Annotated in this window: 26 protein-coding genes; 10 read left to right on the forward strand and 16 right to left on the reverse strand. The window is 58.5% G+C overall.

Annotated features, from left to right (window positions below; genetic code table 11):
* Positions 1-55 precede the first annotated feature (55 nt).
* A complete protein-coding gene (gene yciH, locus ACZ42Y_RS08190; protein ID WP_058370465.1) occupies positions 56-355 on the reverse strand; it encodes a stress response translation initiation inhibitor YciH in 300 nt (99 codons plus the stop codon).
* A 205-nt stretch (positions 356-560) separates the two neighbouring features.
* On the opposite strand from yciH, the gene ACZ42Y_RS08195 reads away from it, so the two are divergent.
* Positions 561-707: a TFIIB-type zinc ribbon-containing protein gene (locus ACZ42Y_RS08195; RefSeq protein WP_058371357.1), complete on the forward strand. Its 147-nt coding sequence runs from the start codon at positions 561-563 to the stop codon at positions 705-707.
* A 17-nt stretch (positions 708-724) separates the two neighbouring features.
* Here ACZ42Y_RS08195 and speB read toward each other — a convergent pair whose 3' ends face one another.
* Positions 725-1,663 (reverse strand): agmatinase, encoded by a 939-nt coding sequence (speB, locus tag ACZ42Y_RS08200; protein ID WP_070807812.1) that lies wholly within the window; start codon positions 1,661-1,663, stop codon positions 725-727.
* Positions 1,664-1,755: 92 nt separating this feature from the next.
* Here speB and glyS point away from each other — a divergent pair, with 92 nt between their 5' ends.
* The 3 genes from glyS (at position 1,756) to ACZ42Y_RS08215 (ending at position 4,615) form a co-directional block, all read left to right on the forward strand.
* A complete protein-coding gene (gene glyS, locus ACZ42Y_RS08205) occupies positions 1,756-3,528 on the forward strand; it encodes a glycine--tRNA ligase (protein ID WP_058371355.1) in 1,773 nt (590 codons plus the stop codon).
* An 81-nt stretch (positions 3,529-3,609) separates the two neighbouring features.
* On the forward strand, positions 3,610-4,008 hold the full coding sequence (locus tag ACZ42Y_RS08210; protein WP_464735461.1) for a hypothetical protein: 399 nt from the start codon (positions 3,610-3,612) through the stop codon (positions 4,006-4,008).
* Positions 4,009-4,177: 169 nt separating this feature from the next.
* Positions 4,178-4,615: a hypothetical protein gene (locus tag ACZ42Y_RS08215; protein ID WP_058370464.1), complete on the forward strand. Its 438-nt coding sequence runs from the start codon at positions 4,178-4,180 to the stop codon at positions 4,613-4,615.
* Here ACZ42Y_RS08215 and ACZ42Y_RS08220 read toward each other — a convergent pair.
* Positions 4,612-6,180 carry a B12-binding domain-containing radical SAM protein gene (locus ACZ42Y_RS08220; protein WP_464735462.1) on the reverse strand — a complete coding sequence of 523 codons (1,569 nt, stop codon included), beginning with the start codon at positions 6,178-6,180 and terminating at the stop codon, positions 4,612-4,614. The two genes, ACZ42Y_RS08215 and ACZ42Y_RS08220, sit on opposite strands and share 4 nt — an antisense overlap.
* Positions 6,181-6,324: 144 nt before the next feature.
* Here ACZ42Y_RS08220 and ACZ42Y_RS08225 point away from each other — a divergent pair, with 144 nt between their 5' ends.
* From ACZ42Y_RS08225 to ACZ42Y_RS08235, 3 genes are all read left to right on the forward strand, one after another.
* A complete protein-coding gene (locus tag ACZ42Y_RS08225; RefSeq protein ID WP_464735463.1) occupies positions 6,325-7,020 on the forward strand; it encodes a DUF47 domain-containing protein in 696 nt (231 codons plus the stop codon).
* 41 nt (positions 7,021-7,061) lie between these two features.
* Complete coding sequence (gene endA / locus ACZ42Y_RS08230; RefSeq protein ID WP_058370461.1) at positions 7,062-7,610, forward strand: tRNA-intron lyase; 549 nt, start codon at positions 7,062-7,064, stop codon at positions 7,608-7,610.
* A gap of 122 nt (positions 7,611-7,732) precedes the next feature.
* A complete protein-coding gene (locus ACZ42Y_RS08235) occupies positions 7,733-8,164 on the forward strand; it encodes a hypothetical protein (RefSeq protein WP_058370460.1) in 432 nt (143 codons plus the stop codon).
* A gap of 27 nt (positions 8,165-8,191) precedes the next feature.
* Here ACZ42Y_RS08235 and ACZ42Y_RS08240 read toward each other — a convergent pair whose 3' ends face one another.
* Entirely contained in the window at positions 8,192-8,800 is a 609-nt protein-coding gene (locus tag ACZ42Y_RS08240; protein ID WP_464735464.1) for a UbiX family flavin prenyltransferase, read from the reverse strand.
* Positions 8,691-9,572 (reverse strand): methyltransferase domain-containing protein, encoded by an 882-nt coding sequence (locus ACZ42Y_RS08245; protein ID WP_464735465.1) that lies wholly within the window; start codon positions 9,570-9,572, stop codon positions 8,691-8,693. Before ACZ42Y_RS08245 ends, ACZ42Y_RS08240 begins: the two co-directional genes overlap by 110 nt.
* Positions 9,573-9,722: 150 nt before the next feature.
* Here ACZ42Y_RS08245 and ACZ42Y_RS08250 point away from each other — a divergent pair, with 150 nt between their 5' ends.
* Positions 9,723-10,268, forward strand: coding sequence for a class I SAM-dependent methyltransferase (locus ACZ42Y_RS08250; RefSeq protein WP_058370458.1), 546 nt, complete (start codon positions 9,723-9,725; stop codon positions 10,266-10,268).
* Positions 10,269-10,270: 2 nt separating this feature from the next.
* Here ACZ42Y_RS08250 and ACZ42Y_RS08255 read toward each other — a convergent pair whose 3' ends face one another.
* Positions 10,271-11,026, reverse strand: coding sequence for a 5-formyltetrahydrofolate cyclo-ligase (locus ACZ42Y_RS08255; RefSeq protein ID WP_058370457.1), 756 nt, complete (start codon positions 11,024-11,026; stop codon positions 10,271-10,273).
* A gap of 2 nt (positions 11,027-11,028) precedes the next feature.
* Positions 11,029-11,736 carry a YraN family protein gene (locus tag ACZ42Y_RS08260; protein ID WP_058370456.1) on the reverse strand — a complete coding sequence of 236 codons (708 nt, stop codon included), beginning with the start codon at positions 11,734-11,736 and terminating at the stop codon, positions 11,029-11,031.
* Between the two features lie 107 nt (positions 11,737-11,843).
* On the opposite strand from ACZ42Y_RS08260, the gene ACZ42Y_RS08265 reads away from it, so the two are divergent.
* Positions 11,844-12,827: a deoxyhypusine synthase gene (locus tag ACZ42Y_RS08265; protein ID WP_464735466.1), complete on the forward strand. Its 984-nt coding sequence runs from the start codon at positions 11,844-11,846 to the stop codon at positions 12,825-12,827.
* On the opposite strand, the gene ACZ42Y_RS08270 is transcribed toward ACZ42Y_RS08265, so the two are convergent.
* The 8 genes from ACZ42Y_RS08270 to ACZ42Y_RS08305 all read right to left on the reverse strand — a co-directional run bounded on the left by ACZ42Y_RS08270 (position 12,824) and on the right by ACZ42Y_RS08305 (position 21,549).
* Positions 12,824-14,011, reverse strand: a complete 1,188-nt coding sequence (locus ACZ42Y_RS08270) for a radical SAM/SPASM domain-containing protein (RefSeq protein ID WP_058370454.1) — start codon at positions 14,009-14,011, stop codon at positions 12,824-12,826. The genes ACZ42Y_RS08265 and ACZ42Y_RS08270 overlap by 4 nt on opposite strands.
* 54 nt (positions 14,012-14,065) lie before the next feature.
* Positions 14,066-15,079 (reverse strand): Lrp/AsnC family transcriptional regulator, encoded by a 1,014-nt coding sequence (locus tag ACZ42Y_RS08275; RefSeq protein WP_058370453.1) that lies wholly within the window; start codon positions 15,077-15,079, stop codon positions 14,066-14,068.
* A gap of 48 nt (positions 15,080-15,127) precedes the next feature.
* Positions 15,128-16,399, reverse strand: coding sequence for a TIGR04053 family radical SAM/SPASM domain-containing protein (locus tag ACZ42Y_RS08280; protein ID WP_070807811.1), 1,272 nt, complete (start codon positions 16,397-16,399; stop codon positions 15,128-15,130).
* Positions 16,400-16,553: 154 nt separating this feature from the next.
* The gene (gene aspS, locus ACZ42Y_RS08285; RefSeq protein ID WP_058370451.1) at positions 16,554-17,882 is read right to left on the reverse strand and encodes an aspartate--tRNA(Asn) ligase; all 1,329 of its coding nucleotides are present in this window, start codon (positions 17,880-17,882) and stop codon (positions 16,554-16,556) included.
* Positions 17,883-17,924: 42 nt separating this feature from the next.
* The gene (locus ACZ42Y_RS08290) at positions 17,925-18,899 is read right to left on the reverse strand and encodes a helix-turn-helix domain-containing protein (protein WP_464735467.1); all 975 of its coding nucleotides are present in this window, start codon (positions 18,897-18,899) and stop codon (positions 17,925-17,927) included.
* Between the two features lie 43 nt (positions 18,900-18,942).
* Entirely contained in the window at positions 18,943-19,380 is a 438-nt protein-coding gene (locus tag ACZ42Y_RS08295) for a DUF61 family protein (protein ID WP_058370449.1), read from the reverse strand.
* Positions 19,381-19,496: 116 nt separating this feature from the next.
* Positions 19,497-20,213 (reverse strand): fibrillarin-like rRNA/tRNA 2'-O-methyltransferase, encoded by a 717-nt coding sequence (locus tag ACZ42Y_RS08300; protein WP_058370448.1) that lies wholly within the window; start codon positions 20,211-20,213, stop codon positions 19,497-19,499.
* A gap of 67 nt (positions 20,214-20,280) precedes the next feature.
* Positions 20,281-21,549, reverse strand: coding sequence for a C/D box methylation guide ribonucleoprotein complex aNOP56 subunit (locus ACZ42Y_RS08305; protein WP_464735468.1), 1,269 nt, complete (start codon positions 21,547-21,549; stop codon positions 20,281-20,283).
* Between the two features lie 106 nt (positions 21,550-21,655).
* Between ACZ42Y_RS08305 and ACZ42Y_RS08310 the strand changes: the two genes are divergently transcribed.
* Entirely contained in the window at positions 21,656-22,009 is a 354-nt protein-coding gene (locus ACZ42Y_RS08310; RefSeq protein WP_058370446.1) for a hypothetical protein, read from the forward strand.
* 25 nt (positions 22,010-22,034) lie between these two features.
* On the opposite strand, the gene ACZ42Y_RS08315 is transcribed toward ACZ42Y_RS08310, so the two are convergent.
* Positions 22,035-22,445, reverse strand: a complete 411-nt coding sequence (locus ACZ42Y_RS08315; RefSeq protein WP_058370445.1) for a hypothetical protein — start codon at positions 22,443-22,445, stop codon at positions 22,035-22,037.
* Positions 22,446-22,569 lie beyond the last annotated feature (124 nt).

Consider the following 22,569-nt stretch of genomic DNA (forward strand, 5'->3'; position numbering starts at 1 on the left):
CGGGAGGAGGACTGAGATGCTACTGGCTCAAGGAGGATGCGTACCTCAGAGAGCATTACTCCACTATTATAATGTTCTCTTCGGGGAACCCCATCTCAACCAGGATCTCTTTAACCCTGTGGCGGTGGTCTCCTTGAAGCTCTATACGCCCCTTCTTATAGGTGCCTCCCGTGGCTAGCTTTGACTTCAGCTGAGAGGCCAGCTTCTTGAGATCAACTTCTCGCTCGTCCAGACCCTCGATTATTGTTACCTCGCGCCCGTAGCGGCGTCTCTCGAGCTTTATCTTGATCACCTGCTGCTCGCGGGCCAGCTGCTCGCAGAGCTCGGGCGGGAGACCGCCACAGAGGGAGGACATATCTCCACTCATAGAGCCCTATCCCTTCCTTCTAGCTTTTCGCCTTCTATGCCTTCAGGGGGATGTGGCTCCATAGTGAGCTAGCTGGAGAGCTATTCTTATAAGGATTTCGCATGCCTGGAGGCCTCTTACCGGGCGAGGCTCTATGGAGCTTTACGAACCCCGCAATGGGGAGGAGGAGACGGGCGTCATAGAGGATAAGGCCATGATACGCTACAAGTGCGGCCGCTGCGGCATGGAGTTCACAGCCCTAGACCTGGAGTACATGCCTAGCGTTAAGTGCCCCTACTGCGGCTATAGGGTAGTCTACAAGGTTAGGCCGCCGGGCCGTAAACTGGTAAAGGCCATATAGGATCGCTTGGCCCTCCACTAGCCTCCCCTGGCCCCGCTCTTCTGGACCTGGTAGGCGGCGAAGAGCTCTAGCAGCGTTTTCGCAGCCAGTATTGAGGTAATCCCGCTGTAGTCGTAGGGCGGCGAGACCTCCACAACATCCACCACCCTTAGCCTTGCACCACTCTCAGCCACTACCTTGAACAGGATATCGAGGAGCATCCAGGGCTCCAGCCCCTCGGGCTCCGGGTTGGCTACACCCGGTGCGTAAGCTGGGTCGTAGCCGTCCATATCTACGCTTACATAGAGCGTCTTGCAGCCTACTCTCCTGATCCATCTGGCAGCCCGGGCGACAACCTCCCTGACGCCTAGCAGCCTCACGCTATGGCTAGTTACATACTCTATATGCTTCTCCCTAGCGTACTCTACCTCCTCCCCCGCAAAGGCCCTGACCCCTATGTAGAAGAGGCGCTCACTACCATAGGCCTCGGCGATCCTTCTCATCACACTAGCGTGGCTATACTTCTCCTCCATGTACTCGTCGCGGAGGTCGAAATGTGCGTCCGCCACCAGGAGGCATGGCTCCTCCTCCACGCGAGCCACGGCCGAGAAGGAGCCTAGAGTTATACTATGCTCGCCTCCTATCAACGCCACAAGCTTCCCTGGATACCTCCCCAGCACCTCAGCCACTACCGCCTCTATCCTCTTCACAGCCTCCTGCGGCCTCACCGGCAACACAATGTCACCGAGGTCCGCCACCCGGTACGCCTCAAGGTCAAGCCCCGCCCGGAGCGAGTAGAACTCTATGTTAGCTGCTGCCTCCCTAACCGTTCGAGGCGCGAAGCGGGAGCCTGGACGATAGCTCGAGGTTGCGTCATAGGGAATACCTATTACCAGCATGTCGGCCTTCTCCGGCTCGGTCTCTACACCGCCGAAGTAGAGAGGTGCTCTGGACACGTAGAGGTCTAGAAGACCCATGCCGAGCCCTCCCCCGGGCGACTGCAGCTGCCCGGGGGAGAACCACTATAACACTCTTCAGACGGGGCTATAGGGCCGCGAGGATGCAGGCTATGGCGGCGAGCAACACTATAGCGAAGGACAGGTATGATAGGGTAATAGAGCTGGCTAAGAGGAGGGGCTTCTTCTGGCCGAGCTACGAGATCTATGGCGGTGTCGCAGGCTTCTACGACCTCGGCCCGCTCGGGGTAAGGCTGAAGGAGAAGATAGTGGCTCTCTGGCGCGACTACTTCATACGCCGCCACAACCACATAGTTGTCGAGATAGAGACACCAGTCATAGCCCCTGCCAAGGTGTTTGAGGCCAGCGGGCACCTAGAGCACTTCACCGACCCAATTGTAGAGTGCCTCCGCTGCCGCCGGAAGTTCAGAGCCGACCATCTTATAGAGGAGAAGACTGGGATAAGGGCTGAGGGACTCACCCTCGAGGAGATGACGAGGATAATACGGGAGCACGATATAAGGTGCCCCGTGTGCGGCGGCCCCCTCAGCGAGGTAAGGGCGTTCAACCTCCTCTTCAAGACTACAATAGGCCCCTACAGCGAAAGCGTGGGCTACCTGCGGCCGGAGACCGCGCAGGGCATGTTCGTATCCTTCAAGAGGGTCTTCGAGGTCAGCCGGCAGAGGCTGCCTCTGGGCATAGCGCAGGTAGGGAGGGTTGCCAGGAACGAGATATCGCCCAGGCAGGGTATTATGAGGCTCCGAGAGTTCACTATAGCCGAGATGGAGTTCTTCTTCGACCCGGAGGATCCCTGGCACGGGGGCGTTCTAGAGGAGCTTCTAGGGAGTGTTGAGCACCGTAAGCTACGCATACTCCGCGCCGAGGCCAAGGCGCAGGGAGAGGAGAAGCCCGAGGAGTACGGGGTCCGCGAGGCCATAGAGGAGGGGGTTGTCAGAACCCCCTGGCTGGCTTACTGGATGGCTATAGCGCGCGACTTCGTCATGGAGTTGGGCGTACCCTACGGGGACATGTACTTCGAGGAGAAGGCGCCGGAGGAAAGAGCCCACTACGCCGCCCAGACCTTTGACCAGCTGGTTAGGGTGAGCAGGCTAGGCTGGGTGGAGGTCTCCGGCCATGCCTATCGTACAGACTATGATCTGCGGAGGCACATGCAGTACAGTGGACATGATCTCCGTGTCTTTAAGCAGTACCAGGAGCCCAAGATAGTCAGAAAGAAGATGGTGCTCCTAGACCGTGCCTGGGTTGGCAGGACCTTCCGGAAGCGTGCCCGCGAGATACTAGAGGCAGCCCGGTCGCTAGACCCCGAGACTGCCGAGAAGGAGCTGAGGGAGAAAGGCTACATAGAGGTGGCCGGCGAGAAAATACCGGCAGAGCACATAAAGATCATAGAGAAGGAGGAGAAGGTTACTGGGAAGCGCTTCCTACCACACGTAGCAGAGCCTTCATTTGGCGTGGAGAGGCTCATCTTCGTAGCCCTCGACCACGCCTACAGCGAGCGTGGCGAGAGGGTTGTGCTCCGCCTGCCCCGGAGAATAGCCCCGATCGAGGCCGCTGTGTTCCCGATAGTGCGTGAGGAGAGTCTTGTCAGGATTGCTAGAGACATATGGAGGAAGCTCCTGGAGAATGGCATGTACGCGATATACGATGATGATGGAAGCATAGGCCGCAGGTATGCACGTGTAGACGAGATAGGAGTGCCGGCCGCGATAACCGTAGACTACCAGACGCTCGAAGACAACACCGTTACGCTGAGGGATAGGGATACGTGGAAGCAGGTGAGGGTCCCCGTAAACCGCATTGCAGAGGCTGTGAAGAAGTTCATAGAGGGGGCTAGCCTAGAGGAGATCGGAACCCCCACGTCCTAGGGGGCTACTTGCACGACACACAAGCACGTTGTAGAATATAGAGTAGCTATTAAACCTGCTACGTGGAACTATCCCCACCTCTTGGAGGTAGAGGCTATGAGCGAGGAGGAGGCTAGGAGAGAAGAAGAGCAGCAGGAGGAGCTTCCCAAGAAGAAGATAGATGTGAAGACTGCGATCTCAATGATACCCCCTGCATCCCAGGTGCTTGGAAGGGAGAAGAGGCAGCGGGAGCGCAGGGTGAGACTACGCTTCCACAATGAGTTAAAGGAGGGTATAGCCAAGGTTAACCCGGAGCTTCTGAAGGAGATAGGTGAGGGCGAGTACATAGAGGTTGTGGTTGCACGCAGGCATAGATTCCGCTACCGTGTCGAGAAGGATGATAGTGTTCCTCCTAACGAGATATGGGTTAACGGCACTAACCTACCGGAGTACGGGGTCTCCGACAACACCATAGTGACTGTAAGGATAGCCCGGAGCTAGCTCCTAGGCTAGCCATCTTACGCGTTTTTGGGGACAGGGTGCTAGCTCAAGGCTACGCTGTGGAGAGGACGCCTGGAGAGGCAACCGCTTATAGACGAGAGGGCCGGCCCCGTTATAGGAGCCGGGGAGTCCCTTCCTCTCCTCCGGCGGCTCCCAGGGTGGCTTCGGCATGGCCGAGGCTGTAGACCCCTACAAGCTGCTGCGGACGCTTGAAGACGTGGCGGATAGACACGCCAAGATAGTGCGGTCGCTTAACCGAGCCCTCTCGAGGCTTAGGAGGGATACTGGAGACGAAGAACTGCAAGCGCTCGTTCTCACCTACCTAAGGCGGTTGAGGGTGCTGCGCCAGAGGCTAGAGAATAGCCTCCAGGGCCCCGTGAACCTGGACTCTGTGGCGTCAGAGGTTAGGGACAATATAGCGACGCTAAGCGAGTACATGATTATAGTCGGTATGGAGTATGAGCGCGATCTACTAAACAAGGCGCTTCTACTGGCGAAGCGTGGAGCCAGGCTGATAGAGGAGAGCCGGGAGCTGATAGAGGAGGACCTAAACAAGATAGAGGAGCTGGCCAGCAAGCTGCAGGTAATAGTCGACAAGTACTACTAGACGGCTCGGCCCACCATGTTCAGCATAGAGCCCTCTATTATCCTATCAGAGTAGACCCCGGTTATCCTGACATCAACTATGTCGCCGGGCTCTAGCCCCTCTTCCTCCAGCAGGACTACCGGGCCGTGATGCAGCGGGTAGGCTACCCATCTGTGAAGCCTGGGGTGCCTAGCGACCACTATTGCCCGGAGTTTCCAGCCAATCATCCTCTTCTTGGCCCTCTTGTTTATCTCAGCCGCCTTGAGCTTCACGGGGTGGTTGGGCAGGCAGTCTAGCTTTCTCCCGGCCAACTTGCCTAGGGCCGAGCCTGGCAAGGGTGTAAAGCGATAGGCCGTGATCTTCTCCGCGCCAGCACGGTAGAGGGCCTCCATTAGTCTCAGGGTTTTCTCAACGACTCTACCAGTCTCGCCAGGGAGACAATACATTATGTAAACATAGGGCCTCAGCCCATGGCGTCTGAGCCTCCTGACAGCCTCTATAGTCTCCCTTACAGTGGCTGGCCTCCCCAGCACCTCTAGCAAGCGCTGATCGCCTGTCTCCGCTCCTACATGGACCGGGGTGCCCTTGAGATACCTGCCGAGCGTTCTAGCCGCCTCCTCGGTGACAAGGTTAGGTTTCACATTCTCCACCATGATCGCCGCTTCTCCGGAGGAGATCTCCGGTATCGAGGAGAGCCTTGAGAGAAGGCTCTGTACCGCCTCGAGGTTTGGGCCAGGCCTCCTGGGGTCTACTAGGGGCCCCGGCTCGACCAGCCAGTCCCTTCCATAGTCGAGGAAGTCGGGGCCGCTCAGCACTATGCGGCGGACGCCCTGGTTTATCAGCTCCTTTACCTCCCTATATACTAGCTCGATGCTGCGGCTTCTCGCATAGCCCCATAGGCTTACTACGCTACAGTAGGCGCAGCCCGGCACGGGCCTCGCGGGGAGCAGCTCCTCGGGCAAAAGCCCCTCTAAGCGGGGTATAGTGTAGTTGCTACACCCGCGCACGACTTCCACGTAGACGCGGGCGGCCCAGTAGAAGGGGTAGCCTCGTATTAGACGGGTGCTGGGGAAGTATTTTTCCCAGACCCGTCGCGGCATTACTGGGCAGCGCTTGTTCACCACTACCCTGCCCTCCTCCCGGTATGCTACCCCGCAAAGGCTCCGCAGCTTCTCCTTGTAGAGCACGCCAGAGTCTATTGCTCCCTCGGTGAACAGCTTCTCCACGACGGGCTCGGCCTCGCCGTGGACTCCCACGTCAGCTCCAACACGGGCCAGGAACCATGGGTCGCTGGAGATAGGGCCTCCAACCACTACGGGCCTCCTCCCGCGCCGTCGGCGCCAGGCCTTGACTATCCTGGCCACGCTACCCTCGTCAACACTCATAGCACTTATCATGAGAACATCATAGTCTTCCAGCATACTCGGCTTATCCAAGACGGTTTCAGCAGTAGTTAGCTCAACACCTATTCCGAGCTGCTCGAGTACTCCTGCAACAGTGCGGGGACCCGCACCTATAGCGTCGACTGTAACTATTCTCCTGCCGTAGCTGCCCCTGGCAAGAGCGTCTACCACTAGAACGTCCATGGAGCTGCTACCCTCTGAGCCTGAGGCACTCTCACGAGAGTTGCACGGCCTGGAGCCCTAATAGCGCGTACTACACACGAGGCCGGGGAGCATTATTGTTCTAATACCCCATCCAGTCTAGCTAGGAGGGCACGGGGCCTCCATATGGCAGAGGACTACTATGACTACGACATGGAGAGGCGGCGCCGCCGGTCGCTAGCGGAGGAGAGCCTCAACGAGCAGCTCCTAGGCATAGCGAGGGCCTTGTCTGACAGCATTATTGGGCTAAGGGAGGTGGTAACAGCCCTAACAAACGTCGACGATAGGAGGCTGAGAGAGCTGCATCGGCGTGTAAAAGAGGCTAAGGAGCGCATCGAGTCTATGAAGGAGGACGCTTTAATGTACCTTGCCCGGCTAGGAGACCTGCTTAACACGGGCACGCTCTACAGGGATATATTCCTAGCTCTCACGCGCGTGGCGCAGATGGCCGAGGGAGTAGCATACCGGTCCTACCTCCTAGCGTCTAACACCAATATGTCCAGCTCTACTGTAAACGAGCTACTATCATCTATGGCCGAGAACCTGCAGAAGGAGTTCAACCAGCTCGAGGCAGCTATACAGTCGCTGACGTCCAACCCCAAGAAGAGCTACGAGAATGCTCAGCTCGTGACCAGCGTCGAGGACGATGTGGATAACCTCTACCGGCGGCTCACACTAGCCATGTATAGGGAGCTGCGCGGCGACACCGTGGCGCTCATGCTGCTACGCGACATAGTGGATATGATAGAGGATATAGCTGACATGCTGAGAGATGCCGCGGAGAATGTGAAGTTCCTAGCCCTCTACCGGGTGGCACACTAGCCCCGGTGGTGCCACCGCAGGGTGGTACAGGGGTACAAGGTATGGTGTTCCACGGTGTCCTGCTGGGCTTGCGTGTTGTGGTATTTGATCCCCGGGAGGCCCGCGAGCTGTATAGGCTGGGGTTCTACGGTAAGCCCCTGGGCATCCCAAAGCCCGGGGGCGCTGAGTTCGATGCGCCGCTTGAGCTAGGGCTAGTGGAGGCTGTATACCTGGCCGAGAAGGGGGTTCTAGAGGTCAGGGATGAGGAGGGGAGGCCTGTCGGCCCGGGAGAGCTTGCTGCGCGGGCACGCTCGGCAATACCCCGGTTTGGCCTCGTGTACAAGGTGTATCGAGAGCTACGCGATAAGGGCTATATCGCGCGCTCGGGGCTGAAGTATGGCGCAGACTTCGCAGTCTACGAGAAGGGGCCTGGGATAGACCATGCCCCATACCTGGTGCACGTGGTGGAGGCGGGCGGGGAGATAGACCCGTTAGAGATAGTGCGCGCCGGCAGGCTAAGCCACAGCGTCCGCAAAGCCTTCATCCTGGCCGTGGCGGGGCCCGGGGAGACACCGGTGAGATACCTCATGTTTAAATGGAGTAAGCCCTAATAAGATGCCCTCGTGCCACTGAGCCTGGCGTGAACAACCCCCTCCGGGAGGGGCCAGCGTAATGGCACGCGCCGGGCCGCGCCAGGTAGCCAGCCCTGCACCCCGCTACGAGGTGGCAGGCTATGTCGTTCCGCCGGGGCCGTGCACCGCCTAGAGAGCCCGGGAGGCCGCGTAGGGAGCCCAGAGGCGCCCACGGCGGGAAGCCGAGGCCCATGCCGCTCCCAGACGGCAGGTGCAACCCGCTGTGCCCCCACTTCCGCTGCCTGAACAACGCGCTGACCGTGGTCAGGAAGCCCGTGCACGGCAGGATGCAGCGCGCAGCCTACTGCCGCTGGATAGGCGACGAATGCATAGGCGGCGCCTGCCAGTACGCCGCATGCACGCTGAAAGCTCTGCTGCCGGACGGCACATGCCTCTACGCCAGGGAGAAGCGGCAGAAGGAGGCCGGGACAGAGGATCTAGAGAAAGAGCTCGAAGCCGAGGAGGAGGCCATGCAGCGCGTGGAGAGGCTAATGAGGAAGAAGGGCTACAATATAGACGACGAGCTGCTCTAACCCATGCCAAGACACCTAGCAGAGGTTTCAGCCCCCGCCCAGAGGCCCAGGCTCCCCCAAACGCCACCTCCTGTACAGCCCGTGCTCAATCCCAAGGGCATCCAGAACCTTACCTACTATAAACATCACCATATCCTCTATGGTTCTGGGCCGGTGGTAGAAGGCCGGCGAGGCAGGGAGCACCGTGGCCCCGTTCTCGGCTGCCAGGAGCATGTTGCGTATCTCCGCCAGGCCGAGAGGGGTCTCGCGCACCACTAGGACGAGGCGGCGGCGGAGGCGGAGGGTTGCCAGCGCCGCCCGCGCCACCAGGTTATCGGCGATTCCGTGGGCAACCGCTGCCAGGGTGCGGGTGCTGCAGGGGGCTACGGCCATACCCCCCGCCGGGATCCTGCTACTGCTGGCGTATGGCGCATCCAGCTCGTCATCACGGTAGACTGGGGCATCGAGCCCCCCGAGCAGGTCTACCAGACTACGCCCCATCTCCTCTCTCGCCACGAGCTCCGCGCTGCGCGTATATATCACCGCTTCAAGCATCTTCATCGAGTTGAGGGTTTCCGCAAGCCTTACCCCGTATACTATCCCGCTGGCCCCCGTTATAGCTACCAGCACCCTCCTCGCCGAATATTGCTGCGACATACCCTAATCCTCCGAGCATATACTTGCGCATATGCACAACAGCAGCTCTATTTAGGCTCTGCGAAAGGTGCTCCACGTAGTGCCCAAGCTCCTCTACATCGCACCACCCCCTTATGGTTATGCATAGCCCCCGGTACAGGCCCCAATACCTCCTAGCGAACACGAAGGCGAGGACCGGGACAGCCCAGCATATCCAAGACCTCACAAGTAGCCTCCGAACCAGCTGGCGCGGCAGGAACACGTCTCCTATAACTACGGCCCTTCTAGCAGCAGATATCATCGAGTACAATGCGGAGGATAGCGACCTGAAGTCCCGCGAGGCGTAGAAGCTCGTTACAAAGTCTGCGCCGCCACTACGTACTGGCAGACTCTCCGCTACCGCGGCTACGCGGTCGCAGAGAGGCCCGGTGCACGCTGAGGCTAGAAGCTGGACGGAGGGATCAACGGCTACTACGAAGCTGTAGGGGAGCATCCTACGTATGACTCTTACCGAGGAGCCGGGCCCGCTACCTACATCCACTACAACAGGCTGGCTATGCGCCTCCACGCCTCCAAGCAGCCGGGCTACAAGGTCTACAGCATCATGTCTAACCCTGTCCTCAATGCCTAGCGACATTATCTTATTCATGTAGTCGTATACCTGCTTTATCCTTTCTATCTGGTTTATTATAAGCTGCCACGTAGCGTTGTCTAGACGCCTTTCCTCAATCCTCTCAATCGGATTTGACAGGCTTGTAGCAAGACGTCCCTCGCGGCTACCGGGCTTGCCCAAAGCCGGCCCTCCCAGCACTCAGACAGCGGGGTACACGTTAAGGAATACTAACCCGCTTCTGCGTAATATGTGGGGGCAGCCACATAGCTAAGCCCCTGCTGCGAATACAATATCAGCGGCTCGGATGATCTAGAGTCGGCGGGGAGGGGCATGGTTCTAGGCGTATTCGCTGCGCTGCCACTACCCCTGATAGGGGTCTATGACGTCCCCTGGGTGCCCACAAGGCGGCAGCTGATAGGCCATGTTATGCGCGTAGCTAAGGTTGGAGAGAATGACGTGTTCTACGACCTCGGATGCGGGGATGGTAGAGTCGCGATAGAGGCCGCCAAGAGGGGGGCGAGGGCTGTCTGTGTCGAGATACGCCGCGACTTGATAGAGAAGGCTAAGGAGAATGCTAGGAGGGAGGGCGTATACGATAAAATAGAGTTTATCAACGATAGCTTCTTCAACGTCGAGCTTAGGGACGCCACGGTGGTGTACATGTACCTCCTCACCAGAGTTAACGCCCAGCTTAGGCCGAAGCTAGAGGCCGAGCTGAGGCCCGGGGCACGCGTCATCACGCTAGACTTTGCAGTGCCTGGCTGGAGGCCTGTTCATGTTGATAAGTACCATGTGGGAGGGCTGGCGAGGGTGATCTACCTCTACATAAGAGGTGTGAGCGACCTGCCCAGAGGCTGGCAGGGCCCGCTCCCGTAGAGCTATTCTCTGCAGGGTTTCTCCACACCCAGCCTCCCAGCCAGCTCCTGGAGCACCGGTATCTCTCGGAACTTCTTGCAGGGCAGCATGTCCCAGATTATGCCTGGAGGCTTCTCAGCCGCCTCGAAGCGTATGAGCCTGGTGGGCGTCGCCACTATATCCACCGCTAGGTCGTAGGGCTCCCTGGGTATATGGCTCACCAGCTGGAGGTCGTGTATAGTTGTGGCCACCGGGGTATTCTCGTCTATAAGCCCGAGCCCCCTCATTACGCCATATTCTATCTCGGCATAGCCCTCCCCCTTCCCGACGCGGCGGCCTCTCCGGTCCACCGCCACAGAGCCTGCAACTACGAGGTCTATGCCACCCATTGATCGTAGCTCGTCTATAGTAATCCTTCTCCCGAGCTGGAAGGCGCCTCGTATGGTGGCGGCCTTCTCGTAGAGGGTGCTGGGTATCTCCCCCGGGTCTAGGAGGAGGAAGCCCTCGCGGAGCCTCGGACTAGCCATTACGACTAGCTTGCCCTCGCGGAGAGCCGCGAGCCGGACCCACTTCTGGGGCGCGTCCGGGTTAACCTTCACCACCCGGGCGCGCTTCCACTCCGGGGTCTCGGCCAGGCGGGCGGCAGCCTCCCTGGCGCCGAGGAAGTTTGGTATACGGCCGTACACAGGCCTGGGGAAGGCAGCCACACCGCGCTCCTCGAGCAGTCTCCACACCTGCTCCCGTATCTTCTGCTTCTCCTTGGACGCTGTGGATGCCACGCCTAGACCCCTAGTCTCCCGAGGAGCGCCTCTATCCTTTCAGCACTACTGCCGAGGCTGTCGAGCAGGGCCTGTAGACGGGACCTCTGGAGGAGTATTGCGGCCGCCAAGCGGGCGCCGCGGTAGCCTCTCCGGGCTAGCGGCGTGAGGCGGCGGAGCCACTCAAGCACACCTGCGACCTCGCGGACGCTCTTCCCAAGCATTGAGGCCGCCTCGGCAATGGTCGGGGCCTCAGCCACGGCCCGGAGTAGTTCAACCTGCTCAGGCTTCACCCGGATCGAGGGGTCTAGGAGGAGTCTAGCAGCCTCAGCCACGGCCTCCATGACGGCCCCATAGACTATGTCCTCAAGCTCCTCGGCGTCTACCAGGAAGATGTCCTCAAGCTCTATAACCTCGACGCCTAGCTTCTCTGCCAGCACGCGGGCGGACTCGTCAGCAAAGCCCTTGCAAACCACCAGCGGCCTGGCGTCCAGGAGCACGGCGTTGCTATAGACCTGGCGTACGCCGTGGACGTCGAGCCGGCCGGCCTTAACCTCCACCACATAGAGCTGGCCGTCGGGGCCCTCAGCCACTGCATCGACCTCGCCGACCTCAACGCCGTCTATGATAACCCGCTTGTGCGTCTCAAGTATCTTGTAGCCCCTCTCCTCGAGCAGCCTGAATGCTATCCGCTCACTAGCCATCCACCGCCTAGCGCCGCCGCGCGCCACGGCCTCTGCACCAGGAGAGCCCCCAGCCTCTACCCGCGCCCGGTCTCCAGGCTGGCCTCTAACTCTTAACAGCTGAGCCTGTACCCCTAGGCGCTGGGGGCCCAGCAATGAGCGGGGATCGGGAGAAACTGCTCACAGAGCCGGTAAAGGATGTGGAGATAAACCCGGACCAGCCCCTCTCCAGCATAGTAGAGCTGCTGGACAACATACATGGATTCATGGCAGGCCACGTGGCTAGGGCCATACGCATACTCTCCAGGTGCCTCCCCGAGTCGGATCTACGCGTGATATCCTTCACAGCGAACCTTGTAGCAACCGGCCTGCGCGGTGTGCTAGCCCAGCTGATAAGGGAGGGCTTCTTCAACCTCATTGTAACCACGTGCGGCACCATAGACCATGACGTTGCCAGGGGGACCGGGGGCAGATACTACAAGGGCTTCTTTGAAGCCGACGACCGCATGCTGCAGAGGATGGAGATCCACAGGCTGGGCAATGTATTCATACCGGTGGAGGACTACGGGCCCCGTGTGGAGAAGACGGTCTACAAGGTCCTTGACAGGCTTGACCGCGGCAGGGAGTGGGGGGTCTACGAAATACTCTGGGAGATAGGCAGAGAGCTACGCAGCGACAGGGGGAGCATACTAGCGGCAGCAAGTGAGACGGGCACACCCATAATAGTGCCGGGGTTCCTAGACGGCGCCTTCGGCACAGCACTCTTCACCTACCTGCAGACCCACCGGGACCTCAGAGTAAACCCGTTCAAAGACGAGGAGGTCATTGCCAACAAGTTCTTCACAGCCAAGCGCGCCACCGCCCTCATAGTGGGGGGAGGAATAAGCAAGCACCACACAATCTGGTGGGCCCAGTTCCGCGAAGGGCTAGACTGCGCCGTCTACATGACCACAGCTATAGAGTACGACGGAAGCCTCAGCGGCGCGCATCCGCGTGAGGCGATAACCTGGAACAAGCTTCGACCAGAAGCGGAGAGCGTCGTGGTCTACGGGGATGCCAGCATCCTTCTCCCAGTAATAGCCGCGGGCCTACTAGCGGGTAGAAAGAGCAGAGGCTCAGGAAGGGAGGAAAGAGGCTAGAGCACAGCCCGGGGGTCTATCCCCCTCCTCTTCACTATATTCTCTATGTCAAGGAAGCAGAGCGGATCATCGCCCCACGGGTCGCCAGTCATGGCCAGGGCTCTGCCGCGGCTCCCACCGCCGCAGATACGGCGGAACGGGCAGCTGCCGCATCTGGGGCCGCGTAGGTACTTCTCCGCCTCCAGGAATGGCTTGAGCGCCGGGTTATCGGGGGTCAGTATCTCGCGCAGGCTCTTCTCACGCACATTACCCAGGGTCACCCAGTCTATGAACTGGCAGGGCTTAACAGTACCCTCCGGGTATATGCTTATACTCTTCCTGCCACAGTTGCCCTGGGCGTCAAGCATCTTTATGTAGTCGGCGAACTCCTCATTAGACTTAGCAAGCTTGTCTGCTATATATATGCCCAGGAACTGGCCCCTCACTATGAGTATCTCGAGGCTGTCAGCATACTTTCTCGCTTCGTCTATCAGCGTGTCGGCGAGCCACTTGAGCTGCTCGTGCGTTGGGAGCCAGTCCTTTATCCAGGTGCCGCGGCCGACGGTGTCGAGTAGATAGAGGCTAACCCTCTTTATACCCATGTCGTGGGCCCAGCGGAGTATCTCTGGTACCTCTTTCACGTTGTACCTGGTTATTGTGGTCCTTATGCCTACGTCGAGGCCGGCATCAATACTGTTCTTTATACCCTTGACGGTTGCCTCGAAAGCGCCTGGGACACCGCGGAACTTGTCATGCCACTCCGGCTTTATGCTGTCTATAGATATGCCTACATAGACGAAGCCATAGGAGGCGAGCTTTTCAGCTACGTCACGGGTTATTAGGGTTCCATTGGTGCTTAGGGAGAGCTTTGGCCTCCGCTTGTTAGCCATGGGCTCCATTATCTCCCAGAAATCCTCCCTTACCAGAGGCTCGCCCCCCGTGACAACCACCAGCGGGATACCTATCTCAACCATCTCTTCTGCCAGTCTACGCGCCTCCTCAGTGCTCATCTCGTCAGGCCTCTTGTTAAGCATGGCGTTTATGTAGCAATGAATACACTTTAGGTTGCACTGGTATGTTATATTCCAGAACACTATTGGGCGCAGCGCGTCCGAGAACCTGGAGGGTCTCTTGGGGCCGTAGTGGCCCTTTATACGCGTCGAAACGGTGCCCCTGCCGGTGACCATTACAGTGACTGGTATCATTTTACTCGGCCCCTCCTACGAGGATCGCCAGCTAACCATCCTAATAAATAATGCTTATCTGATCACGCCGGGCAGTAGGTCCTCAAGACTCTTGATCACCATGTAGTCGTCCATGTAGGGGCACCCGCTGAGGCGCTCGAGCACTGGCTTCACCCTTTCCTCGTCCACAGCATGTATCATGAAGTAGCATAGATGCCTCCAGCTGCCCGGCGGGGTGGCAGAGCGCTTGACAACATGGGTAGCCTCCTCGATGTTGTCTACAACCCAGCTGCAGAGGTCCTCCAGCTGGTCCATGTTACGGGGAGCTATGGTCACCATTCCGTTGAATATGAAGCCCAGCCTATGACCGTCGAGAGCGGCGCCGGGGTCGCCTAGTATGCCCTTATCCAGCATCTCCTTCATAGCGGCCACTACCTCGTCTTCCGACATGTTGAATTGCCTTGCTATCACAGCATAGGGGTGTGGCTCCAGCGGCAGAACCCTCAATGCGCGGGCGAGGGCCGTGGTATAGCCGAGGTCTTCCGGCCGAGGCGGACGGAGCGCCACCTTGCTCATAGGCCCGGCCCTGCTAACGCCTCTTTCAAGGTCATACTTCACGCTGAGCCGTAGCGTCTTCTCGCCCCAGAGTACCAGCCACCGGCCGGTGCCGTAGAGCTCGGCGGCGCGCCTGGCAGCCTCCACTATCCTCTCCGGGTCCCTATGCTTACCCACAACCCATAGGTTGTATACTGGGTGGTCGCGGAGATAGCTATGCGTGACATCCTCTAGCATCTCCAGGAGGAGCCTGGTGGCCTCATTCGGCCTACTGGTCTCAATCGCTATGAGGGCTCCGCGTTTGCGGGCCGCGCGGTAGTTGAAGTAGAAGCCGACCCGCTTGAGTATCCTCTTCTCCCTAAGCTCCCGGAGCACCGCCAGCAGCCTCTCCACGCTGACGCCAAGCCTGTCGGCGACGTCACAGTAGGGGGTCGCTGTCAGCGGGAAGCGGTACTGGAGCTCCATGAGCGCTTCTGCCGCCAGCTCGCTCCCAAGCCTCTCGAGGACGCCTGGGGCGAGGCCAGCCAGTGCCATGGAGTACCACCTCCTACGAGCGGCCGGCCATTTATACGCGGGGTAAGGCTAGGAGCCCGGAGATTCGCCGGGTAGGGGAGGGAGCACGTGCCTCAGCCCCTCTATCTCCTCGACAGCCCTCCGGGTGTCTAGGCCGAGCTTTTCAATGAGCCTGGCGAACTCTCCAGGAGTGTAGGGGCACGCGGGGTCCTCACCCAGGGGGTCGGCGCGCAGCACGTAGGCGCGGGCCCTACTGCCACCGCAGATGTCGCGGAACTCGCAGGCGCCGCACCTCCCCCTGAACTCGGCGGCGCGTATCTTCCTGAGCACCGGGTTCTCCCGGTAAATCTTTACTATGCTCTCCCTCCTCACACTCCCCACGGGATAGGGCATGAAGCCGCTCGGGTAGACCAGGCCGTCATGAGAGATGAATATTATGCCCTTGCCGTCGCGCGTGCCGGTGGTCGAAGCCAATGGCTTGCCGCGGGGCTCCCCAAGGAGGCTGCGAAGCCTGGAGACTAGGCGCCGGTAGAGCGGCCCAGGCTTCAACACCTCGTCGGGGTCATAGCCGTGGAGTTCGAGTAGCCTGCGCATTATAGCTACGCGCCTGAACATGGGGCCCTCCGTCGTACGCACTACTATGCCGTACTTAGAGGCCTCGTAGAGGAAGTGGCTTACATCCTCCCACTCCTGGGGTGTTAGATCAAGCTCCCTCTGGGCACGGCCGACGGGTATGAGGTAGAAGACTTCCCAGACGCGTATACCAAGGTCTAGCAGGAGCTTAACCATGTCGGCTAGATCCTCCACGTTGTCACGCATGACGGCCGTGTTTACCTGCACACGTAGACCAAAGCCCATCATCTTCTTTATGACCTCTATGCTCCTATTGAAAACACCTGGAATACCGCGTATGCTGTCATGTATCTCCGGCTTACTCCCATCAATACTTATGCTCACACCGTCAACGCCGAGCTCAACCATCTTACTTATAGCCTCGTTTGTGAGCTTCGGGCTCACAGCAGGAGCCATAGCAACTCTTATCCCGCGCTCCTTGGCCCTCGCTACAAGGCTCCATATATCCTTCCTCATCAAGGGATCTCCACCGGTAAACACTAGTATCGGGGAGGGCTTGCCGAAGCCAGCTATATCGTCGATGAGCCTCACCGCCTCCTCGTGGCTAAGCTCTCCGGGCAGGGGCTCAAGGATCGCGGAAGCACGGCAGTGCTTACAGGCTAGCATGCAAGCCTTAGTAGTCTCCCAGAATATTAGCAGGGGTTTCTCCTCGAAGGGCCAGCGCCGATGAAGCACCACGTGGTGGCTGCTATGCGATTGCCCCATCATTAACCCCGTTTAAATAAGACTGCTCCCGAATAATCATTTATAATCATTCCTCCGTAGCATCCAGGCCGGCGTGATGAGGCTAGACGACGCAGAGGCCAATACCGCCCCGATGAAGAGGCGCTGGGGGCTGACCCAACCCTGCTAGAAGGGTGGACTATGGCACCAGCCTCTCCGGGTCACGTGGAAGCAGCCGTGCCTCACGTATGTTCCCGAGGCCGAGCAGCTGCATTACAACCCTCTCCAGGCCTATCCCCGCGCCTCCATGGGGCGGGGCTCCGAACCGGAACATGTTGAGGTACCATTCGAAGCTCTTAGGGTTCAACCCCTTCTCCTCTATCTGCCTCAATAACACCTCGTAGCGGTGCTCTCGCTGTCCGCCGGTAGCTATCTCGAGCCCACGGAAGAGCAGGTCGAAGCTAAGCGTCCACTCCGGGTCATCAGGCTTTCTCATCGTGTAGAAGGGCCTGGCGCGCCACGGGTACTCGGTAACGAACACCATGGGGGAGCCGTACTCCCTTTCTATTATCTCGCCGAGCCTCCTCTCCGCTTCACTACTCAAATCCTCCCCCCATTCAACCGGTACACCAGCTGACTCCAGGAGCTTGTACGCCTCACGTATGGTTATCCTCGGTATCTCCTTAGGCTCCTCGAGCCTGGCGTCCGGGAAGTACTCCCTTATCCGGTCACCGTAGACCTCTATAACCCGCCTCACCATAGCCCTCACAACGCCTTCAACAGTGTCCATCACGTCCTCAAAGCTGTCTATGAAGCCCATCTCCAGGTCGAGGCTAGTGTACTCTGTCAGATGGCGCGTCGTATGATGAGGTTCGGCACGGAAGGCCGGGCCTATCTCGAAGACGCGTTCGAAGCCAGATATGACGCCCATCTGCTTGTAGAGCTGGGGAGACTGCGCGAGAAAGGCCGGCTTATCAAAGTAAACCAAGCTGAAGACCTCGGCACCGCCCTCTGTAGCTGCGCCGACTATCTTGGGTGTGAATATCTCCACAAACCCGTGCTCGTAGAACCAGTCCCTGGCAGCCCTGGCCATCTCTGCCTCCACTAGGAATATCAACATGTTCCTGGGGTTTCGCAGATCGAGGAATCTCCAGTCAAGCCTCTTCGCCAGTGTAGTCTTCCGATAGTCCCTTATATCTATGGGTAGCGGCTCGGCCTCGGAGTAGACAACTAGCTCGCTAACAACGAGCTCGCGGCCGCCTAGGGCGGCCTTGCTCTCCACCAGAGCGCCTCTCGCAGCTATAACACTCTCCGGGTTCAAGCTCTTGGCGATCTTCCATGACTCCTTTGAGACATTCCTCTTGACGACAAGCTGCATCTTTCCAGTGCGGTCTCTGAGGATAATGAAGACGATGCCTCCATGAGCTCTAACCGTGTCCACCCAGCCGGCTACGGTATACTCTTTCCCCACCTCACCCTTACCGAGGAGATCGGCTATATAAACGCGGTCACGCAGCCTTATCGCCAACCAGGGCTCCCAGGGGGAGCCGACGGGTCGGTAGCCTTCTTTTTAAGAGCTATTACCTATAGGTCGTTCGTGAGCCTCACCGGGCTCCCCAGATTCAACCTCGGAAGCGAACTCCTCGAGGCTCCTATACACCTGGGCGCCATATTCCTCTAGGCCCGAGGCACCGCTCCTCCTGGTTATGGCTATCACTCTGGCAAGTACCCTGGAAGCAACCTTGGCTGCCTCGTAGACCCTCTTCTCCAGCCTGCGTTCCCTCTTACGCTCTATAACTATCAGCATCTTGTCAGCTCCTATCCTGGCAACCACGTCCGGCGGTATACGCTTAGTCTCCACAGCGTCGCCGCCAGCTCTCGCTATAGCCTCCAGCGCCTTGCCTACATCGCCGTGGGGGCTTCCATGCCTCACTAGCATGTGCCGTCTCGGTTCGGGCTTCTCGCCAAGTATCGGTATAGGCTTGAATACCTCCTCACCGAATATTTCCATAAGCTTCAGCGCCGTGCTCAGCGATACATCCACCTCTTCTTGCTCGTACATGTAGACGCTTCTGCGGCTTACGCTCAGCAGCGATGCTAGGTCGCCTAGGCTGTATCCCTTCCGGGTGCGCTCCTCGCGCAGTCTTTCGCCGTTTATCCTCATGTAGTAGTTGCCCTGCCTCTTCACTACATAGACGGAGTTGTCTAGAGCTGCTTCAAGCCCCTCAGTGTTCACCACGTAGACGCCGGACCTCTCGTGGGCAACCATGTAGTCTAGCTCGGTATCGCCGTCCCTGTCGGCAACCACTAGGCTCGCTGCGTCTAGTAGTAGGCTGCACCCACGAAGCTCACGGAACTCTCTGGGCTGGAGGCTTGCAGCATCCTCGACTACCTTCACCAGCAGCGGGCTGCCGCCGCTACGAGAGGCCACTATGTCTATGCTGCGTCTCCTAGGGTCTTCAGGATACACTATCTTCTCTACGCTATAGCCGTGGGACTGTAGCGTCCTTATGGTCTCCCACATTACCTCATCCAGGCTCCGCATTGACCCCATCCTCCTTACAAGCCTCCCTTGCTTTACCCAGCACTCATACTGAAATTGATAGGGAGACGATTATAAGGGTTTTAAACGAGGAGAGCAGGCGGGCCATTTCACTCCTGGTAAGCCTCCACTTCTCGACGGTTATGTCGCCGGCGAGGAGTAGGCCCAGGGCCTTGGCGGCCCACTTGTCCGGACCCGCCAGCCGGTATTGGCCCACTTCGCCCACGCGCGAGTATATGAAGTAAAAGGGAAGCTTTACCAGGCTGTGCATGTACCAGGGGAGCCGCTGGCGAAGCCTCTCGAGGTCATCCCGGTCGAGCACGTGGCGGCTGCCTGACGCCAACCGCACGCTGGGCTTCTCCTCCTCGAGCAGGACGCTGAGGGGCTTGTACTCCACGGGGCGAATAGAGCTGAAGAACTGTTTATCCATATGTATCCTACGGTACAGATGGAGATAGAGCTTGTCTGCGGCTGTAGAATCCATAGTCATAACTCCCGAGGCCCCCCGAGGGGTGGCAAGGGCGTAGCAGGTGCTTGGAGGCTACCACCATACAGATAGCAACCTAGTGGTGCCTCCATGCTAAAACCTTGAGGGGCCTCCTAGGCCCCCTGCTTCTGGGGCCTATACCTTGCATACACCATTGCGTGGTCCCTATCGAAGGGTTCCAGGTGCACCATATCTATTATCTCGAAGCCCCTGTTCTTCAGCTCGTCTATCTGGCTACGGAACACCTCGCTCGGCTCCTTGGTCACATCAATGCTCCTAGCCTTTATAGCCATTAGCAGGTAGCCTCCCTCCCTCAGGAAGTAGTCAGCATTGTCCGCCACTATGGTTGCCTGGTCAGGCTGGGCTACGTCAGCATATATCCCGTCTACGAGTTCAACTATGTGGCGGTACTCGTAGGGCCTCCTAGCGTCGGCGAGCAAGGGGAACATGTTGGGCCTGGTCTCACAGACGGCTATAAGCTCCCTCATTACACGTGGCGCTACATCGAGCGCGTAGAGCTTGCCTCTGGGGCCCAGTAAGTCGGATACATGGCTGGGTGTTGTACCGGTAGCGGCGCCTAGGTAGAGTATCTGGTGCCCAGGCTTTATCGGGAGCTCCTCGATGCCCTTAAGCAGGGCTGCGGCAAGCTTGCTGCGGTAGGGGTTCCACTCGCGCAGCTCCTTGTCTCCCCACTTGAAGAGCCTCTCTCCATAGACCCTCTTCCCTGGAGCTAGGTTGACCGTGGCAAGCCTCGTGGATCCGTCCTCCAGCTCGACCACGTAGACGTTCTTGTAGCGGTCATGCTCATATACATTGACGACCTCAACCATTCCTCTACCACCTCATACTACTCCACGATGGAGCCTGCCCCTGGGCTAGCCGGGGCGTGCAAGGGAGCTACCTCCCCTTTCTTCCCCCCTTCCTGCCCCTGCCCTTACCACCCTTTCCGCCGCGGCTGGGCCGTGCCGGTTTAGCGGGTCTAGCAGGCTTTGCAGGCTTTATCTCCTTCCTCTTGGGCGGCTTCTTATATATCCTCTTTATCTCCTCTATCCTCTTCCTCAGAGCCTCCTTCAGCTTATCGCCGATGTACCTGCCCGTGAAGTAGTCCACCTTAGCTGCTATAGCGAGCTTAGCGGCGAGAGCCCTAGCTATCTTACCACGCTGCCAACGGGGGCTACGATGAATGTCGGGATACTGGAATATCACGCCATGCTTCGGCGGCTTCCCTCCCGTGCGTAGGGCGCGGAAGAGCGCCTTCTCGGCGCCCAGCACCTGGATGGTGCTGGCTGGCATATAGGCTAGCTCCTCCAGGCTGCCTGCAAGGCTTATGAGCCTCGCGCCTAGCAGTGGGCCGACTAGCGCTGTTACATTGGGGGCTACTTCCTTCATTACCTGGGCTATGTAGTCTGAGAGGTCTCTACGCAGCTTATAGAGCTCAAGCGTGATCCTCGCCAGTCTCTGCATAGGCTGTATGTCGAACTCCGGGTAGTCGGCGCCCATGCTCTTAGCGGCCGCCTCTGCAATCTTCTTGGCCTTCTCCTCGCTGAAACCGAGCTTCACTAGGTTTTCAACAGTTATATTGTCACGGTGGCCCAGCTCAGCCACTATCTTCACATAGTCTTCATGCTCGCGGACTAGATCGTCTAGCTCTGGGAAGTGGAGGCTGTACCACTCGCGGAGCCTTGCAGCGAACAAGTTAGTCGTCTTATCTATATCGTCTATGGCTCTTATAGCCTGGGCTGCTAGGAGGTCACGCTTCTGAGCGGCGCGACGTAGCTTTCTCCGGGTCATCTCAATGGTGAATTCATGCAGGAGCTTATAGTACTCGTCTACATCCTTAACGAACCCGGTGCTGGAGGCTATCTCGGCCGCTTGGTTCCTAAAGTGGCGGGCTATCTCATTGGCAGGCCTAACCTCAACCTCAAAGCCCTTGCTAGATGCCACCTTGGCCATCTCAGTGGTCTCAACGACTACGGTGGCGATACCCCTCTCTTTAAGCTTCTCAAGAAGCCTAAGATACGCTGCCGTCGGCTCGCCTCGCTCCACCTTGAGTGCCTCCTCTACTATATCGTCAAGGCTTTTTGACACATGCTCGTATGCCACTAGTTCCCTATCCTCATTGAGGGCGTAGCTGCCGGTAAAATGGTCAACAATATAAACCTTCATGGCCGAAATTACCTCCCTAACGACACCCCTTTAGGGCTAGCCCTACAGAGGAGACTATTTAAGTATTCCATTCCACTATCACCGGGTAAAATCGGTGGTTGGAGCTATGGGTGAGGAGCGTAGAAGCCAGGACACCGGTAATAGTGGGGAGAAGAAACTGGCAATATTCCAGGGGGAGGCACGTATAGGAGAAGTAATGCAGGGCATCCAAGCTATACAGCTGAAGCCGGAGGACTTCAGCAGCCCCGTCGCACTACAGATGGCACTAAGCAGAATATACGACGCTGTGCTCAAGGTGCTTGAGACGGGACCTAAGAAGCGGTACATAGCCGAGGTAAGATTCACGGACAGTATTGGTAACAACGTGGTCTTCGCAGTGGACCTGGGAGAGTCCCCGCCCCCGTTCTCCAGGGACAAGGTGAAGGCACGCATAATGGTGGAGATCTACGAGGAGGACTAGAGCTGAAGCCCCTGGCCCCTGGAGGCTACGGGCACTCCAGCTCTAGTCCGCTCCTCGGTATTATTTGGGCTAGCTTCCTACAATACTCCCTATCCATAACTAGTATGGCTGGCTTGGAGCCGCTGGCAGTTTTGACCTCCGCCTCTACCCCACGGCGGCGTAGCCTCCCGGCAATGTAGCGGGTAAGGGCTTCGTCTAGAAGCTCCTCGAGGCTGCGTATACAGTACACCATGGGCCTGGCCCTCTGAAGAAACCCCTTCCTTACTAGCTGCCGGAGCAGCGATCTCGCAAGCCTCTTGCTCCCAGTTAGTACTGTCAAGACGTCAACCGCTTCTCCCGCGTTTATACACGTGTCCTTGGAGCCGCTCTCTCCCGCATACTTCAATAGCAGGTAGTAGGCTAGGAACTCGCGGCGCTTCGGCCACCGCCTCATCAAGGCTTCTAAGGCCCCAGAATTAGCTGCTCAGATAGGGCGAAGGGTAGATAGAGGCTAGGCTCTCTCATAGCAACTGCCCGATGAGGACCCATGTAAGGGCTGAGCGACGCGATGAAGTGTAACC

It is taken from the genome of Pyrodictium brockii, from assembly GCF_055379715.1.